The 14,434-nt window shown below is 70.7% G+C and carries 13 protein-coding genes; 7 read left to right on the top strand and 6 right to left on the bottom strand.

Annotated features, from left to right (window positions below; genetic code table 11):
• Window positions 1-31: 31 nt before the first annotated feature.
• Window positions 32-2,140 carry a glycogen debranching protein GlgX gene (glgX, locus tag ACFYYF_RS19130; RefSeq protein ID WP_388777131.1) on the bottom strand — a complete coding sequence of 703 codons (2,109 nt, stop codon included), beginning with the start codon at window positions 2,138-2,140 and terminating at the stop codon, window positions 32-34.
• 178 nt (window positions 2,141-2,318) lie between these two features.
• Between glgX and ACFYYF_RS19125 the strand changes: the two genes are divergently transcribed.
• The 4 genes from ACFYYF_RS19125 to ACFYYF_RS19110 all read left to right on the top strand — a co-directional run bounded on the left by ACFYYF_RS19125 (window position 2,319) and on the right by ACFYYF_RS19110 (window position 6,764).
• Window positions 2,319-3,140, top strand: a complete 822-nt coding sequence (locus ACFYYF_RS19125) for a Tat pathway signal sequence domain protein (RefSeq protein ID WP_388777129.1) — start codon at window positions 2,319-2,321, stop codon at window positions 3,138-3,140.
• Between the two features lie 56 nt (window positions 3,141-3,196).
• Window positions 3,197-4,513, top strand: a complete 1,317-nt coding sequence (locus ACFYYF_RS19120) for a copper amine oxidase (RefSeq protein WP_361682103.1) — start codon at window positions 3,197-3,199, stop codon at window positions 4,511-4,513.
• Window positions 4,514-4,631: 118 nt separating this feature from the next.
• Window positions 4,632-5,870, top strand: coding sequence for an SAV2148 family HEPN domain-containing protein (locus tag ACFYYF_RS19115; RefSeq protein ID WP_388777126.1), 1,239 nt, complete (start codon window positions 4,632-4,634; stop codon window positions 5,868-5,870).
• Between the two features lie 171 nt (window positions 5,871-6,041).
• A complete protein-coding gene (locus ACFYYF_RS19110; protein WP_388777123.1) occupies window positions 6,042-6,764 on the top strand; it encodes a 3'-5' exonuclease in 723 nt (240 codons plus the stop codon).
• A gap of 18 nt (window positions 6,765-6,782) precedes the next feature.
• On the opposite strand, the gene ACFYYF_RS19105 is transcribed toward ACFYYF_RS19110, so the two are convergent.
• Entirely contained in the window at window positions 6,783-7,646 is an 864-nt protein-coding gene (locus ACFYYF_RS19105) for a phosphotransferase enzyme family protein (protein WP_388777120.1), read from the bottom strand.
• 181 nt (window positions 7,647-7,827) lie between these two features.
• The gene (locus tag ACFYYF_RS19100; RefSeq protein WP_388777118.1) at window positions 7,828-10,083 is read right to left on the bottom strand and encodes an MMPL family transporter; all 2,256 of its coding nucleotides are present in this window, start codon (window positions 10,081-10,083) and stop codon (window positions 7,828-7,830) included.
• 236 nt (window positions 10,084-10,319) lie between these two features.
• On the opposite strand from ACFYYF_RS19100, the gene ACFYYF_RS19095 reads away from it, so the two are divergent.
• The 3 genes from ACFYYF_RS19095 to ACFYYF_RS19085 all read left to right on the top strand — a co-directional run bounded on the left by ACFYYF_RS19095 (window position 10,320) and on the right by ACFYYF_RS19085 (window position 11,950).
• Window positions 10,320-10,868, top strand: a complete 549-nt coding sequence (locus ACFYYF_RS19095) for a DUF1697 domain-containing protein (RefSeq protein WP_388777116.1) — start codon at window positions 10,320-10,322, stop codon at window positions 10,866-10,868.
• On the top strand, window positions 10,861-11,256 hold the full coding sequence (locus ACFYYF_RS19090) for a DUF4440 domain-containing protein (protein ID WP_388777113.1): 396 nt from the start codon (window positions 10,861-10,863) through the stop codon (window positions 11,254-11,256). The genes ACFYYF_RS19095 and ACFYYF_RS19090 overlap by 8 nt, the downstream gene beginning before the upstream one ends.
• Before the next feature lie 76 nt (window positions 11,257-11,332).
• Window positions 11,333-11,950, top strand: a complete 618-nt coding sequence (locus ACFYYF_RS19085) for a DsbA family protein (protein ID WP_388777111.1) — start codon at window positions 11,333-11,335, stop codon at window positions 11,948-11,950.
• 41 nt (window positions 11,951-11,991) lie between these two features.
• Here ACFYYF_RS19085 and ACFYYF_RS19080 read toward each other — a convergent pair whose 3' ends face one another.
• Genes ACFYYF_RS19080 through ACFYYF_RS19070 form a run of 3 tightly spaced genes read right to left on the bottom strand, consistent with a single transcriptional unit; the run spans window position 11,992 to window position 14,423 of the window.
• Window positions 11,992-12,738: a sirohydrochlorin chelatase gene (locus ACFYYF_RS19080; protein ID WP_388777108.1), complete on the bottom strand. Its 747-nt coding sequence runs from the start codon at window positions 12,736-12,738 to the stop codon at window positions 11,992-11,994.
• Window positions 12,739-12,745: 7 nt separating this feature from the next.
• The gene (locus ACFYYF_RS19075; RefSeq protein WP_361682134.1) at window positions 12,746-13,648 is read right to left on the bottom strand and encodes an ABC transporter permease; all 903 of its coding nucleotides are present in this window, start codon (window positions 13,646-13,648) and stop codon (window positions 12,746-12,748) included.
• A complete protein-coding gene (locus tag ACFYYF_RS19070; RefSeq protein ID WP_388777105.1) occupies window positions 13,635-14,423 on the bottom strand; it encodes an ABC transporter ATP-binding protein in 789 nt (262 codons plus the stop codon). The genes ACFYYF_RS19075 and ACFYYF_RS19070 overlap by 14 nt, the downstream gene beginning before the upstream one ends.
• Window positions 14,424-14,434: the final 11 nt, after the last annotated feature.

Genomic DNA, 14,434 nt, shown 5'->3' with positions numbered 1-14,434 from the left:
CGCGCGCGTGCTCCCGCGGAAGGGGGCGTCCCTAGGCGGGCCGCTGAAGCACCGTCATGCTCCGGTCGACCAGGGTCAGCCGGTCTCCGGCCGTGACCTTCGCGCCCGTGCCCGGGGCCACTCCCTCCGGCAGGGAGGTGTCGACGACGACCTGCCACTGGCGTCCGTGGTCGGCGGGGACGGTGAATTCCAGCGGCTTGGGGGAGGCGTTGAACATCAACAGGAAGGAGTCGTCGGCGATGCGCTGCCCGCGCGAGCCCGGCTCGGAGATCGCGTTGCCGTTGAGGAACACGGACAGGGCCCGGGCCTGCGCGGAACCCCAGTCGCGCTGGGTCATCTCCTGGCCCTCCGGGGTGAACCACGCGATGTCGGAGAGCTCGTCGTGGGTGCCCTGGACGGGCCGGCCGTGGAAGAAGCGCCGCCGCCGGAAGACGGGATGGTCCCGGCGCAGCCACACCATCGCGCGCGTGAAGGCCAGCAGCTCGCAGTCCTCCTCCGGCCACGGCACCCAGGCCAGCTCGCTGTCCTGGCAGTACGCGTTGTTGTTGCCGCCCTGGGAGCGCGCGAACTCGTCGCCGTGGCTGAGCATCGGCACGCCCTGGGAGAGCATCAGGGTGGCGATGAAGTTGCGCCGCTGCCGGGCCCGCAGCGCCAGCACGTCCGGGTCGTCCGTCTCGCCCTCGACGCCGCAGTTCCAGGAGCGGTTGTGGCTCTCGCCGTCCCGGTTGTCCTCGCCGTTGGCCTGGTTGTGCTTGTTGTTGTACGACACGAGGTCGTTCAGGGTGAAGCCGTCGTGGCAGGTCACGAAGTTGATGGAGGCCAGCGGACGGCGCCCGTCGTCCTGGTACAGGTCGGACGAGCCGGTCAGCCGGGACGCGAACTCGGCCAGCGTGCGCGGCTCACCGCGCCACAGGTCCCGTACGGTGTCGCGGTACTTGCCGTTCCACTCCGTCCACAGGGGCGGGAAGTTGCCCACCTGATAGCCGCCCTCGCCGACGTCCCAGGGCTCGGCGATCAGCTTCACCTGGGAGACCACCGGGTCCTGCTGGACGAGGTCGAAGAACGACGACAGCCGGTCCACCTCGTGGAACTGGCGGGCCAGTGTGGCCGCGAGGTCGAAGCGGAAGCCGTCCACGTGCATGTCGGTGACCCAGTAGCGCAGCGAGTCCATGATCAGTTGCAGCACGTGGGGCGAGCGCATGAGCAGGGAGTTGCCCGTGCCGGTGGTGTCCATGTAGTAGCGGGGATCGTCCGCCAGACGGTAGTACGAGGCGTTGTCGAGGCCCCTGAAGGAGAGCGTCGGGCCCAGGTGGTTGCCCTCGGCCGTGTGGTTGTAGACCACGTCCAGGATGACCTCGATGCCGGCCTCGTGCAGCGCCCGGACGGCCGACTTGAACTCCAGCACCTGCTGGCCCCGGTCGCCCCAGGAGGCGTACGCGTTGTGCGGGGCGAAGAAGCCGATCGTGTTGTAGCCCCAGTAGTTGCCAAGGCCCATGTCGGCCAGCCGGTGGTCGTTGACGAACTGGTGCACGGGCATCAGTTCCAGCGCCGTGACGCCCAGTTCCGTCAGGTGTTCGATGATCGCCGGATGGGCGAGGGCCGCGTACGTGCCGCGCAGCTCGTCCGGGAGCGCCGGATGCAGCATCGTGAGGCCCTTCACATGGGCCTCGTAGATCACCGTGTGGTGGTACTCCGTCCGGGGGCGCCGGTCGTCGCCCCAGTCGAAGTACGGGTTGACCACGACCGACGACATCGTGTGCGGCGCCGAGTCGAGGTCGTTGCGCTTGTCGGGTGACCCGAAGGGATAGCCGTACACCTCCTCGCCCCAGTCCACGGCGCCCGCGATCGCACGCGCGTACGGGTCGAGCAGCAGTTTCGCGGAGTTGGCGCGCTGCCCGCGCTCGGGCGCGTACCGCCCGTGCACCCGGAAGCCGTACCGCTGCCCGGGCATGACCCCGGGCAGGTACGCGTGGCGCACGAACGCGTCGGTCTCCCGCAGTTCGACGGCCGTCTCCGAGCCGTCGTCGTGCAGAAGACACAGCTCAATACGGTCGGCGGCCTCCGAGAAGACCGCGAAATTGGTACCGGCGCCGTCGTACGTGGCACCGAGGGGATACGCCTCGCCAGGCCAGACCTGCATGGATACGACTCTTCCAGTAGTTCCGTGCCCCTGGGGGCGAGTCCGATCCGAGTCTTCCCGAAAGTGATGGAACCTCACATGCCTTACATCCCTCTTACCCCGCGACCAGGCATATCTCGTATGCCGAACCAGTGGGACTCAAACGACTCCTGGGGATGTAGGGGGAGTAGGGGGAAATGTGCGCAAGATAGTGCACCGCCATCTGGGCAAGGTGGTGGCGGGTGCGGCCATCGCGGTGGCCGGGACGGCCGTGATGATCGGTGTCACCCTTCCGGGGTCGGCGGGGGCCGAGGAATCCGGCGGCGGCCTTCAGGCCGGCGGGTCCGCGCAGCAGGCGGCACAGGACGGACAGGGCGGACAGAGCGGCGCCGTGCGGCCCGGTGTCGTCGAGCGGGCGCCGGACGAGGGCGAGAAGGGCAAGGGCCGCGACCCGCTCACCGACGACGAGATGCGGCGCGCCGAGCGGATCGCGGTGAACCGGCAGCTCTTCAACTCCAGCGAGAACGTCGAGGGAGAACGCGGACCGCAGCGCATCGGGGTGGACCTCGCCGCGCCGGAGACCGCCGATCTCGACAACCCGGACGCGCCGCGCCGGGCCGACCTCACGTTCTACGACTACAAGGACGACACGCTCGTCACCAAGACCGTCGACCTCGACACCGGGAAGGTCGTGGAGACGGGCGTCCAGCACGGTGTGCAGCCGCCGATCAGCCGTGACGAGATGACCGAGGCCGCCGGGCTGCTGATCGCCGATCCGCTCGGCGCCGGCCTGAAGGCCGACTTCAAGGACGCGACGGGCAAGGAACTCACCTCGCCCGACCAGCTCATGCTCAACAGCATGGTCTACCGCGCGACCCCCGGTGTCCGGCCGGCCGCCCTCGGCGCCTGCGGCGAGCACCGGTGCGTCCGGCTCTTCCCGAAGGTCAAGAACGGGCCCTGGATCGACAGCCGTGATCTGGTGATCGACCTGAGCACCCGCAAGGTCGGCAAGCTCGGCTGAGCGCCGCCCGTCTGTCCTTCCCACCTTCACAGTCTTCCGCAAGGAGTCATCTCTTCATGCGCGTCAACAGAAACAGCCGTGCCCGCAGCCGGGCGGCCGTGGGTCTCTCGGTGCTCGCCCTGGCCGCCGGCGCGACGACGGCCGCGGGACCGGCCGTCGCCCAGCCCAGGTCCGCGCCCGCGCCGGCGCCCGACTGCAGCGCCGCGTTCCGGATCGAACAGAAGCTCGCCACCGGCACCACCTGGCGGATGTGCTGGCACTACGAGAGCGAGGCCGGCCTCGTCCTGGAGGACATCTCCTACCAGCCGCCCGGCGAGGCCGCGCCGATCAAGGTCCTGGACACCGCCAAGCTCGCCCAGATCGACGTCCCCTACGACGACGGCTCGGTCGAGTACAGCGACCTCACCGGCGCCGGCTTCGGCCAGGGCCTGGTCGACATGGACCCCGCCGAGTGCCCCGGCGGCGCCATCAAGACGGTCAAGGTCCCCGAGGCCTGGGACCCTGCGCACGCCAACGTCAAGGGCCTGTGCACCACGACCCGTTCGCGCGGCCACGCCTACCGCATGGAGGCCGACACCGGGAACAAGGTCTTCCAGAAGCAGGGCAAGGACCTGCTGATCTACACGGTCAACAAGGTCGGCTGGTACGAGTACATCACCGAGTGGCGCTTCCAGGACGACGGCACCCTCAACATGAACGTCGGCGCCACCGGCAGCCTCTCGCCCGGTGACTACGACGCGGGCGACGGCCGGGGCTGGCCGCTCGGCAAGGGCGCCAAGGACTACGCGACGAGCCACAGCCACAACATCTTCTGGCGGCTCAACTTCAGCCTGGACGGCTCGTCCAAGGCGAAGGTCGAGCAGTACGACTCGGTGGTCAGCCCGCCGGCCGCCGGCCAGGAGGCCCCCAGCAACAAGACGACCGTCACCAAGGTCGGCAAGGAACTCGCCGGCGACGCCAAGAACATGCGCTGGTGGCGCCTCGTCAGCAACTCCGGCAAGAACAAGGACAATCACGCCCGCTCCTACGAGCTCGTCCCGGGCGCGACCACCAAGTACCTCGGCCGTGCCTTCACCAAGCACGACGTCTACTTCACCGAGTACAACAAGTGCGAGCAGTTCGCGAGCGACAACCTGCGCAACTGCGGTGCCGGGCACGGCAAATCCGTCGACAAGTGGATCGACGGGCAGACGCTCACCCACCCCGTGGTCTGGGTCAACGTGGGCTTCCACCACATCGCCCGCGACGAGGACCAGCAGCCGATGCCGGTCCACTGGCAGGGATTCTCCATCGCCCCGCGAGACGTCACCGCTATGAATCCGCTCACTCCGGCGGAGCTCGCCGACCAGAACGGGCATGTCGAACCTAGGTAGTTGGGCAACGACCTGTGCATCGGGCTGCACCGCTCGCCGCTCCCGGAGTACCCTTCCTTGATCGTTGATTGGGGCCTGGCCCTGGGGAGTGCTCGGGGGAGCGGAAGGCGGTGCGTGGGTGGGCTCGGGAGGGCTGGAGCTGCCTCCTGGTGACGAGGGTCACGAGGGAAACTCCACAGATGTCCCACCCGGCGCGGTGTCCCTGGCACGGCCGATGGAGATGGGATCCATCGGACCGGAACTGGACTGGGGCGCCGACGCCTGGCGCGAGGTGCGTACGCGCGCCCAACGGGCCGGGCGCGCCTACATCTGGCTGAACCTGGTCGAACAGCGGCTGCGCGCGGTCGTGGCCGCTGTTCTCCGGCCCATCTACGAGCCCGTCCACGGTGACGACTGGGTCGTCGCCGCGGCGGGACCGGCCGGCCAGGAGTGGGTGCAGCGCGCCGTCGCCGTGCGCGAAGTCAGCCGCCGCAAGGGGTACTTGCTCGACCCGGCCGACGACAACGTGCTCAGCTTCCTCACGCTGCCCCAGCTGCGTGAGCTGATGGTGCAGCACTGGCCGTGCTTCGAGCCCTACTTCGACGAACGCCGGGACGTCGAACTCGCCCTGGACGAGCTGGAAGTGACCCGGAACGTCGTCTCACGCAACCGCGCCCTGTCCGAGGCCGTCCTGAACCAGGCCGAGCGGGCCGCGGCGAGACTCCTGGAGATCCTCGGCGCCGGGAGCGACGTGCCCTCGGCGCGCCGGCTGCCCGTGGACGCCGTCGAGGACCTCGTGGGCGACCGGTACGCGGACGTGGTCGGGGTGCACTCCGACCGGGTGCGCCTGCTGCGCCAGTTCCCCGCCGAGGACCTGTTCGGCGGGGCCCGCCGGCTCGACGCGGTCGGCATCGGACTGAACCTGCTCGTGCAGAACTTCTCCGGGCGCCGGCTGGTCCGGCTCGCGGAGTCCGGCTGCCGGACGCGGCTGCTGTTCCTGAACCCCGCGTCCAGCGCGGTCAAGCGGCGCGAGCGGGAACTCGGCATCAAGCGCGGCGAGCTGAGCCGGTCGGTCGAGATGAACATCCTGCACATGCGGCGGGTGCGCTCCAGGCTGCGCGACCCGGACGCCTTCGAGATCCAGGTCTACGACGAGACGCCCCGCTTCACCGCGTACCTCGTCGACGGGGACGGCTCGGACGGCATCGCGGTGGTGCAGTCCTATCTGCGCCGGACCCGGGGCATGGAGGCGCCGGTCCTGGTGCTGCGCGGCGGAAGCCGGCTGCTCAAACCGGACCAGATCGGCGAAGAGGGACTTTTCCCCACCTATCGTGAGGAGTTCGAGGCGGCCTGGGTGGATTCGCGGCCCGTGTCCTGAAAGGCCGTTCCTCCCGGCTGTTCCTTCCAGCCGTTCCTTCCAGCCGTTCCTTCCAGCCGTTCCTTCCGGTCGTCCCTTTCGGCCGGGTGGAAGGCGGTCCCCGGATTGTCAGTGGCTCATGCGATCGTGGGGACCACTGGGGGAAAGCACCACGAAGAAGGGGGGCCGCCCATGGGCTGGCACCGGGAGCTGCTGATCGGCTTCGACCTGGAGACCACCGGGACCGATCCACGCACGTCGCGCATCGTCACGGGCGCCGTGATAGAGGTCAAGGACGGTGAGCCGCTGGGCCGCCGCGAATGGCTGGCCGACCCGGGCGTGGAGATCCCGGTCGACGCGGTGGCGGTCCACGGGATCACCAACGAACGCGCGACCGCCGAGGGCCGCCCGGCGGACGAGGTCGCCGACGCCATCGCGGACGTCCTCGTCGGGTACTGGCGTACCGGCGTCCCGGTCGTCGCGTACAACGCGGCCTTCGACCTCACGCTGCTCTCCGCCGAGCTGCGGCGCCACGGACTGCCGTCGCTGCGCGAGCGGCTCGGCGGCATCGACCCCGCCCCGGTGATCGACCCGTACACGATCGACCGCTCCGTGGACCGCTACCGCCGGGGCAAGCGCAACCTGGAAGCGGTCTGCACCGAGTACGGCGTGGTCCTGGACTCCGCCCACGACGCCTCGGCCGACGCCCTCGCCGCCGGGCGGCTCGCCTGCGCGATAGCCGGCCGGCACCCCAAGGTCGCGGCCCTCGGCCCGGTCGAGCTGCACCGCCGCCAGATCGAGTGGTACGCAAACTGGGCGGCCGACTTCCAGTCCTTCCTGCGCCGCAAGGGCGAGACGGACGCGGTGGTGGACGGCACCTGGCCCCTGCGGGACCTGGCCGACGAACGCGTCTGACCCGCCCGGAAGGCCGGATCAGAACGGGTACCAGCGCACCGTCTCGTCGCCGTCCCGCAGGGACGCCACCCGGCGTTCGAACTCGGCCAGCGCCTTGGGGTTCACCGGCGCGTGCTGGGCGACCCAGGCGCAGCTCGCGGTCTCGCGGGCACCCCGGAGCACCGAACAGCCCTCCCACGCCCGGACGTCCCAGCCGTACGCCTCGGTGAAGGAGTCGTAGGCATCGGCGGGCAGCCCGTAGCGGTCGCGGGACAGGGCCATCACCACCAGATCGTGCTCCCGCAGATCCGCGGAGAACGTCTCCAGGTCGACGAGGACCGGGCCGTCCGGGCCGACGTGGACGTTGCGGGGCAGCGCGTCGCCGTGGATCGGGCCCGGCGAAAGGTGCGGGACGAGCGCGGCGGCGGCCGCGGCGAAGCCGTCCCGCCGCTCCCGCAGATACGCCGCGTCCGCGGGGTCGATCGCCTCGCCGGCCAGCCGCAGCCAGCGCTCCACCCCGCCGAGGAGTTCGCGGGGCGGCAGCGCGAAGGAGGGGGAGGGCAGGGCGTGGACCACCCGCAGCAGCTGAGCCAGATCGCGCGGCTCGGCGGGGCGGACGGCGTCGGGCAGCCGGTGCCACACCGTCACGGGGTGCCCGTCGACCAGCAGCGCCTCCGGCTCGGCGGCCCGGACCGCGGGGACCCCCGAGTCGGCGAGCCACGCGGCGACCGCCAGTTCCCGGCGCGCCCGCTCGTGGAGTTCGGCGTCGCGCCCCACCTTGACGACCAGGTCACCGGCGCCGAACACCGCGTTCTCGCCGAGGGCGAGGAGCGAGGCGTCCGAAGTGGGCCCCGGCAGCACCTTCGCCGCGGCCAGTACGTCCCGCGCCCGTGCCTCGTCCATCGCTCGCCTCCGTGCCCTCGCCCGCGACGGCGCCCGGTGCGTGCCGTCCGTCGGTCAGTCTCCCATTGCCGCAGGCCGGAACGGCGAAGGGCCCGTCGGTCCCTCCGGGAGGAGGAGACCGACGGGCCCTTCGCCGCGCGAGTCCGTTTCCGGCACCGGCCCGCGGCCGGGCGCCGGGAGGCTAGACCCCGGCCCGCTCGCCCTCGGGCACCACCGGTGCCGCGACGGCCTCGGGGGCCTCGTCGTGGGTCAGGTCGGGCATCCGGTCGAGCCACTTCGGCAGGTACCAGTTGCGCTCGCCGAGCAGCGCCATCACCGCGGGGAGCAGGACACCCCGGATGATCGTCGCGTCGATGAGCACCGCGGCCGCCAGGCCCACACCCATCTGCTTCATGGACTGCATGGACAGCGTTCCGAAGATCGCGAAGACGGCGACCATGATGACGGCGGCGCTGGTGACGACACCGGCCGTGGTGACCACTCCGTGCTGGATCGCGTCCTTCGTCGTACGGCCCCGCAGGCGCGCCTCGCGGATGCGCGAGACCACGAACACGTGGTAGTCCATCGACAGGCCGAACAGGATGACGAAGAGGAACAGCGGCAGCCAGGTGATGATGGCGCCCACACCCTCCGCGCCCACCAGGGACGCGCCCCAGCCGTGCTGGAAGACGGCGACGAGGATGCCGTAGGCCGCGCCTACCGACAGGAGGTTCAGCACGATCGAGGTGATCGCGACTGTCAGGGAGCGGAACGACAGCAGCATCAGCAGGAAGGCGAAGACCACGACGAAGGCGAAGACCGGGATCACCGCGCCGCCGAGCTGGTCGTTGAAGTCGTGCGAGCCGGCGACCTGTCCGGTGATCGGTGCCTGGACGCCGTCGATCTTGCCGAGCGTGGCCGGCCGTACCTCGTCGCGCAGCTTCTCCAGGCTCGCGCCCGCCTTGTCCAGGTCGGAGCCGCCGACCAACGGGACGTATACGTAGGCGATGTTCTGCGCGTCGTGGAGCTTGATCTCGATCGGGCCGCGTGAGGCGCCCGAACTGATCGCCCGCTCCTTGAAGTCGGCGAGCGCGGACCTCACCTCGGGGGCGTTGATGTCCTTCGCCCTGACGACCACCTCGGCCGGCTCGGAACCGCCCGGGAAGGCGTCGTTGACGCGGTTGTACGTCTGCACGATGGGCAGCGAGTTCCCGAACTCCTGGTCCAGCGTGAGGTTCTGGGTCTTCATGCCGACCGCGGGAGCCGCGACGGCGAGCAGCACGCCGGCCGCCACGAGTACCGAGATGAGGGGCTTGGCGAGCACTCCGCGCAGGACGGCGGTCCAGAACCGGCTCTCCCCGCCCGTGCGGGCGGCACGGCGCTCCATGGCCTTGCGCAGGAACGGGATGCGGCCCTTCTCGACCCGCTCGCCCAGCAGCGAGAGCAGCGCGGGAAGCACCGTCACGGACCCGACCATGGCGACCGCCACGACCATCAGCGAGGCGAGGCCCATCGCCTCGAACTCGGCGAGCCCGGTGAAGAGCATGCCCGCCATCGCCACGCACACCGTGACGCCGGAGACGATGATCGCGCGGCCGCTGGTGGCGGCGGCGATCCGCAGGGCCGTCTGCGCGTCCCGTCCGGCCGCGCGCTCCTCGCGCTCACGGCGCAGATAGAACAGGCAGTAGTCGACGCCGACGGCCAGACCCACCAGCAACATCACGGAGTTGGCGGTGTCGCTCATCGGCATCACATGGCTGACGACGCCCATCAGGCCCATCGTCGCCATGATCGCGGTGACCGCCAGCGCCACCGGCAGCAGCGCGGCCACCAGCGCACCGAAGGCGATCAGCAGAATGCCGAGGGCCACCGGCACCGCGGAGAGCTCGGCCTTCTGGAAGTCGTCCCCGAAGGCGTCGTCGAACGTCTTCATCATGCTGGCGCCGCCGATCTCCTCGATCCGCAGCGAGCCGTGATCCTTCTGCACCCCCTCGACGGCCTTCAGGACGGGCTCCACCCGCTCGCCCGCGGTGTCGGAATCGCCGCGCATGTCGAACTGCACCAGCGCGCTGCGACCGTCCTTCGAGATCGTCTTCGTGTCGTACGGGGACGTCACGTCCGTGACCTTGCCGGTCCCCTCGACGGCTTCGACGACCGCGGTGACGGCCGCCTTGAACTCGCCGTCCGTGGCCTTGAGACCGCCGTCCCTCGACTGGACGAGGACCGTCTCGCTCGCGGGCTCCTCGATCCCGGCGTCCTCGACGATCTTCGCGGCGGTGTGCGTCTCGCCCTTGAGCTGGTCGCTCTCCTTGACGTCGACGCGGCCCGCCGCGGAGCCGAGGCCCATCGCCAGGACGACGAACAGCACCCAGATTCCGACGGCCGCCCATCGATGGCGGGCGCTCCAGCCGCCTGCTCGCGCGGCGATGCCGCGCACCCGTGTGTCTGCGTTACCCATGACGGGCCTGCCCCCTTGTGCACGGTGACAGCCCCCTGCCGCCACCTTCCGTATCGAAGGTATGGGCCCGATAAGCGTCTCTCCTCGTGCTCACCGGTGAACCGCCGGACCTCCCGCTCCTCCCCGCGGACCCCGGTCCCTCCGCACTGGGGAGGACGGAAGCCCCCTACACCTAACGGCACTTCTCGGGGGTGCCGCTCAGGGATCGGCCCCGCTGCCCGGCCTATGGTGTGCGGATGACGACGACGTACGCGGCGCTGTTGCGCGGCATCAACGTGGGCGGCGCGAAGAAGGTGCCGATGGCCGAGCTGCGCACCCTGATGGAGGGACTCGGGTACGGCGACGTCCGCACCTATCTCCAGAGCGGGAACGCCGTGTTCAGCAGCGACGGCGGGGACGAGGACTCCCTCGCCGGGGAACTCTCCGGGGCCATCGAGAAGCACTTCGGTTTCGGCGTCGGCGTCCTCGTCCGCGAGCACGCCTATCTGCGGGCCGTCAGGGAGGCCTGCCCGTTCCCGGCCGCCGAACTGGAGGCCAAGCAGCTCCACGTCACTTATTTCTCGCACTCCGTCGACGCCGAGCGCTTCGCCTCCGTCGAGCCCGCGGCCTTCCTCCCCGAGGAGTTCCGTCTCGGCGACCGCGTCCTCTACCTCTACGCACCCGACGGCCTCGGCCGCTCCAAGCTGGCGGAGGCCCTGGCGAAGCCCCGACTGCTCAAGGGCGTTCTCGCCACCACGCGGAACTGGAACACGGTCGTCAAACTGGAGGAGCTGACCGGTGCTTGAGCGCAATCCCGCCGTCGAGGCCGCCATCGAGGGCGAACTGCGCCTGCTCGACCCGGCGGTCCGCCGCTCGGCCGACCTCGTCGCCGCGCTGCTGCACCCCGACTTCTACGAGTTCGGCGCGTCCGGCCGCATCTGGGACCGTGCCTCGATCGTCGCGCTGCTGGCCGCCGGGACGCAGGACGGCGGCCGCACCACGACCTCACGGGTCAAGGGGGTGCAGCTCGCCTCCGACCTGGTCCACCTGACCTTCGACACCGACGACAACGGCCGCCGGGCCCACCGGAGTTCGCTGTGGCGACTGTTCGGGAACGACTGGCTCCTCTACTTCCACCAGGGCACTCCGTACGGCCCCGGCGAGGCCGGCGCGTTCGCCCGGGAAACGGGCTGAGTCAGAGAATTGGCCCAAGATTTCCGTACGGGATTGGGCCGGGATTCCATGCCACCGGGTGACTAGCCTCGACGGTATGACGACCACATCGCCCACCCGGGTCGACTTCTGGTTCGACCCCGCCTGCCCCTTCGCCTGGATCACCTCGCGCTGGATCCTGGAGGTCGAACGGAGCCGCCCGCTCGACCTCCGCTTCCACGCCATGAGCCTCTACCTGCACAACATCGGCAACGAACTGCCCGACTGGTACCGGGATCTGGTGGACAGGTCCATCGGTCCGGTACGGGTGGCGGTGGCCGCGGCCGAGCTGCACGGCGAGAAGGTGCTCCGCGATCTCTACACCGCCCTCGGCACCCGCATCCACCAGCGCGGCATGAAGGACTTCGACGCGGTGACCGCCGAGGCGCTCGCCGAGCTCGGACTCCCGGCCACGCTCGCCGACGCGGCCCACGACCCCTCGTACGACGAGGCGGTGCGCCGCAGCCACGACGCCGGAACCGAGACGGACACCGGCGCCTATGTGGGAACCCCCACCCTCCATGTCGACGGAACGGTGTGGTTCGGTCCCGTCCTGCGGGCCGTCCCGCGCGGGGAGAAGGCCGCCGAACTCTTCGACAGCTTCCGCGTCCTCGCCGCCCACCCGGACTTCTTCGAGCTCAAGCGGACCCGGACCGGCGGGCTCTCCTTCGACTGACCGGCACCCCGGAGTCCGGGCCGGGCCAGGCCCGGAGCGCCTCAGGCGCCGACCGCCGCCAGCGACGGCGTGCGCGCCTCGTCGTAGCGCTCCAGCAGGACCCGCGCGACCTCGGGCGCGGGACCGAGCACGTCGGCGAGAACGTCCGCCCCTTCGGCGCCCCGGGCGATGCGGTCCGGCAGGAAGCCGGGCGCCAGGACGTACGGCGCGACGGCGACGCGTTCGCAGCCGAGGGCGCGCAGCTCACGGACGGCGTCCTCGGTGCGGGGAAGGGATGCGGAGGCGAACGCGGGCCGCACGGCGCACCAACCGGTGTGCCGCCACTCCCGCGCGATGTCTGCGATCACCGCGATCGCCTCCGGGTCGGTGGATCCCGCCGAGGCCAGGACGACCGCGGTCCGGGACTTGTCGGCGGGCGTCAGCCCGGCCTCGTACAGCCGTCGTTCGAGCGCGGCCGTCAGCAGCGGGGACGGGCCCAGCACCTCCGCCTGCCGGATCCGCAGCCGCGAGGGTGCCTGCCGCAGCACCGCCGGGATGTCGGACTTGGCGTGGAAGGCGCGGGTCAGCAGCAGCGGCAGGGCCACCACGTCGCGTACGCCCTCGGCCGCCAGGGAGTTCAGCACCCCCTGCACGGAGGGGACGTTGAAGTCGAGGAACCCGGTCTCCACCCGCAGGCCCGGGCGCTGTGCGCGCACCCTTCGCACCAGGGCGTGCACCGTCGCGGCGTGCCGCGGATCGCGGCTGCCGTGGGCGATGACGACGAGGACGGGACGCTCGGGCCTGCTCATGACGGGGTCAGCCCTTCACCAGGAGTCCGCGGCTGCGCAGCACCCACCGCTCCACCGGGCTGAAGACGATGAGGTCGATGGCGATGCCGACGAACAGGATGAGGAAGATGGCGAGGAAGACCATCGGCATGGAGCTGGCGTTGCGGCCGTTCTCCAGCAGCTGGCCGAGGCCCACGCCGAGGTCCGGGGAGGAGGCGATGATCTCCGCGGCCATCAGGGAGCGCCAGGAGAACGCCCAGCCCTGCTTTAGTCCGGCCAGGTAGCCGGGCAGCGCGGCCGGCATCACGATGTGCCAGGTCCCGCGCAGGCCCGTCGCGCCCATCGTGCGGCCCGCCCGCAGGAACAGCGGCGGCACCTGGTCCACGCCGGACACCAGTCCGTTGGCGATCGAGGGGACCGCGCCGAGCAGGATCACCGCGTACATCATCGAGTTGTTCAGGCCCAGCCAGATCACGGCCGGCGGCACCCAGGCCACCGAGGGCAGGGACTGCAGGCCCGACAGGATCGGGCCGATCGCGGCGCGCACGAACCTCACCCGGGCCACCAGCAGCCCCAGCGGGGTCCCGATCACCAGGGCGAGCAGGAACCCGAGCAGACCGCGCGAGACGCTGGTCCAGATGTAGTCGAGCAGCGTGCCCTGGAGCCAGGCGTTCTCGACCTCGCCCCAGACGTCGGACGGCGAGGGCAGCTTGGTCGGGTCGTCGACGATCTTGAAGGTGATCAGCGCCTGCCAGGCCGCCAGAACGATCACGGCCGCGATCAGCGGCGGCAGCACCTTCTGCCGGAACGTGGTGCCGAAGGAACGGTGGCCGGCCACGGAGGACTCCAGCGCGTCGAGGCCCGCCTCCAGCCCGCCCAGGCCGTCGTTGTCCCTGACGGCCGCGTCGGACTTCGTCTCAGTGCTGGCCATGACGGCGGATCTCCCCACGCAGTTCTTCGGTGATCTCGATGGACAGTTCCGCCACGGGCGCGTCCTCGATGCGGCGCGGCTGCGGGATGTCCACGGTCCATTCGCGGGCGACGCGGCCCGGACGGGAGGACAGCAGGACCACGCGCTGGGCGAGCCGCACCGCCTCACGGACGTTGTGCGTGACGAAGAGGACGGACAGTCCCGTCTCCCGCCAGATCCGGGTGAGTTCGTCGTGCAGCACGTCCCGCGTGATGGCGTCGAGCGCCGCGAACGGCTCGTCCATCAGCAGGATCTGGCTGTCCTGCGCGAGCGCCCGGGCCAGCGCCACGCGCTGGCGCATGCCGCCGGACAGTTCGTGCACCCGCTTGCCGTACGCGCCCTTCAGCCGGACGAGTCCGAGCAGTTCCTCGGCCCGCTCGCGCCGATCGGCCTTCGGAACTCCCCTGAGCCGCAGGGCGAGTTCGATGTTCTTGCCCGCGGTCAGCCACGGGAAGAGGGCGTGCTCCTGGAACATCAGAGCGGGACGCCCGTGGGTCGTGATCGTGCCGGCCGAGGGCTTGTCCAGCCCCGCGACCAGGTTCAGCAGCGTGGACTTGCCGCACCCCGAGGCCCCCAGGAGGGTGACGAACTCGCCCGGCGCGACATCGAGGGTGATGTCGTCGAGGACGAGCTGGGGACCCGCGGGTCCGGCGAAGGACTTCGAGACGTGCTCGATGCGGGCGGCGTACTCCGTCGTGTCGGCGCCGTCGGCGGCCTTGGCGAGCGTCGTTGCCATGGTCGTCACCT

The organism is Streptomyces sp. NPDC001914 (genome assembly GCF_042891215.1).
In the GTDB taxonomy this organism is placed as follows: domain Bacteria; phylum Actinomycetota; class Actinomycetes; order Streptomycetales; family Streptomycetaceae; genus Streptomyces.
This window is presented reverse-complemented; position numbering and strand designations above follow the sequence as displayed.